A 2,054-nucleotide genomic window follows, 5' to 3' on the forward strand; every position below is an offset into this window, starting at 1 on the left:
GCCGCCCGCACCGCCGCTGCCGCGGAGGATGCCGGGTCCGCTGCCGAGGCCGACTCCGTCGCGGCCGAGTCGGATGACGCCACGAAATAGCACAGCGGTAAATTCGATACCGCTGCACCCCGGCCCCCTGCCCAGCCCGGCAGCCGGCCCGGCAGCCGAAGGCGCAGCCACCAGCCCCGTGAAGGAAACCAGCACATGCCCCCGTTGAGGTCACGCACCACCACCGTCGGACGCAACGCCGCCGGTGCCCGCTCCCTGTGGCGCGCCACCGGCCTGACCGACTCCGATTTCGGCAAGCCGATCGTCGCGATCGCGAACTCCTACACGCAGTTCGTTCCGGGCCACGTCCATCTCAAGGATGTCGGTGAGATCGTCGCCGCCGCGGTCCGGGCCGCCGGTGGCGTCGCCCGCGAATTCCACACCATCGCCGTCGACGACGGCATCGCAATGGGCCACGGCGGCATGTTGTACTCGCTGCCCAGCCGCGAAATCATCGCCGACTCCGTCGAATACATGGCCAACGCACACACCGCCGATGCGCTGGTGTGTATCTCCAACTGCGACAAGATCACTCCGGGCATGCTCAATGCCGCGATGCGCCTGAACATCCCGACGGTGTTCGTCTCCGGAGGTCCGATGGAGGCAGGTAAGGCCGTCGTCGTCGACGGTGTCGCCCACGCCCCCACCGACCTGATCACCGCGATCTCCGCGTCGGCGAGCGACTCGGTGAGCGACGAAGGTCTCGACGAGGTCGAACGCAGCGCCTGCCCGACGTGCGGGTCGTGCTCGGGCATGTTCACCGCGAACTCGATGAACTGCCTCACCGAAGCCCTCGGTCTCGCGCTGCCCGGCAACGGCTCGACCCTCGCCACGCACGCCGCACGCCGCGCCCTGTTCGAGCGGGCCGGCACCACCGTCGTCGAAGCCGCACTGCGGTACTACCGCGACGGCGACGAGTCGGTCCTGCCGCGCAATGTCGCGACCCCGGCGGCGTTCCGCAACGCGATGGCCCTGGACGTCGCGATGGGCGGGTCGACGAACACGGTGCTGCACACCCTCGCCGCCGCGCAGGAAGGCGAGGTCGACTTCGATCTGGAAACGATCGACGCGATCAGCCGCAAGGTGCCGTGCCTGTCGAAGGTCTCGCCGAACTCCGACTACCACATGGAAGACGTGCACCGCGCCGGCGGTATCCCCGCCCTGCTCGGTGAACTGCGGCGCGGAGGTCTGCTCGAGACGGACGTGAGCACCGTGCACACCGCGAGCTTCGACCAGTGGCTCGACGACTGGGACATCCGCTCCGGCAAGACCACCGACGAAGCCCTCGAACTGTTCCACGCCGCACCGGGCGGGGTGCGCACCACCGAACCGTTCTCGACCGACAACCGCTGGGCGGCCCTCGATACGGATGCTGCAGCCGGATGTATTCGGGACATCGAACACGCCTACACCGTCGAGGGTGGCCTGTGCGTGCTGCGCGGCAACATCGCCGTCGACGGCGCGATCCTCAAGACCGCCGGTATCGACGAGGAACTGTTCACCTTCCAAGGGCCGGCCGTCGTCGTCGAATCGCAGGAGGCAGCCGTCTCGGCGATCCTGCAGAAGCAGATCACGCCGGGCGATGTCATCGTCGTCCGCTACGAAGGCCCCAAGGGCGGACCCGGTATGCAGGAGATGCTGCACCCGACCGCATTCCTCAAGGGCGCAGGCCTGGGCAAGGTGTGCGCGCTGATCACCGACGGCCGGTTCTCCGGTGGCACTTCGGGCCTGTCGATCGGGCACATCTCCCCCGAAGCCGCGGCCGGCGGTGTGATCGGACTCGTCGAGAACGGCGACCAGGTTCGGATCGACGTGGCAACCCGCACCCTCGAAATCCTGGTGTCCGACGAGGAACTCGCCACGCGACGCGCGAAGATGGAAGCCTCGGAGAAGCCGTGGCAGCCCGTGGATCGGCAGCGCACCGTCACCACGGCACTGCGCGCGTACGCGGCGCTGGCCACGTCCGCGGACAAGGGCGCCGTGCGCTACGTGCCGTAGCCACCGGTGCGCGGTTT

At 68.6% G+C, this 2,054-nt stretch carries 1 protein-coding gene; it reads left to right on the forward strand.

Features of this window, described 5'->3' with window-relative positions:
• Positions 1-195: 195 nt before the first annotated feature.
• Positions 196-2,037 carry a dihydroxy-acid dehydratase gene (gene ilvD, locus WAX14_RS02355; protein WP_422626491.1) on the forward strand — a complete coding sequence of 614 codons (1,842 nt, stop codon included), beginning with the start codon at positions 196-198 and terminating at the stop codon, positions 2,035-2,037.
• The last annotated feature ends 17 nt before the right edge of the window (positions 2,038-2,054 follow it).

The sequence above is a fragment of the Rhodococcus sp. (in: high G+C Gram-positive bacteria) genome (genome assembly GCF_049299235.1).
Taxonomy (GTDB): Bacteria; Actinomycetota; Actinomycetes; order Mycobacteriales; family Mycobacteriaceae; genus Rhodococcus.

Bases quoted from the DNA above. Each gene is read 5' to 3' on its own strand.
- ilvD (WP_422626491.1), top strand. From the start codon at position 196: ATGCCCCCGTTGAGGTCACGCACCACCACCGTCGGACGCAACGCCGCC.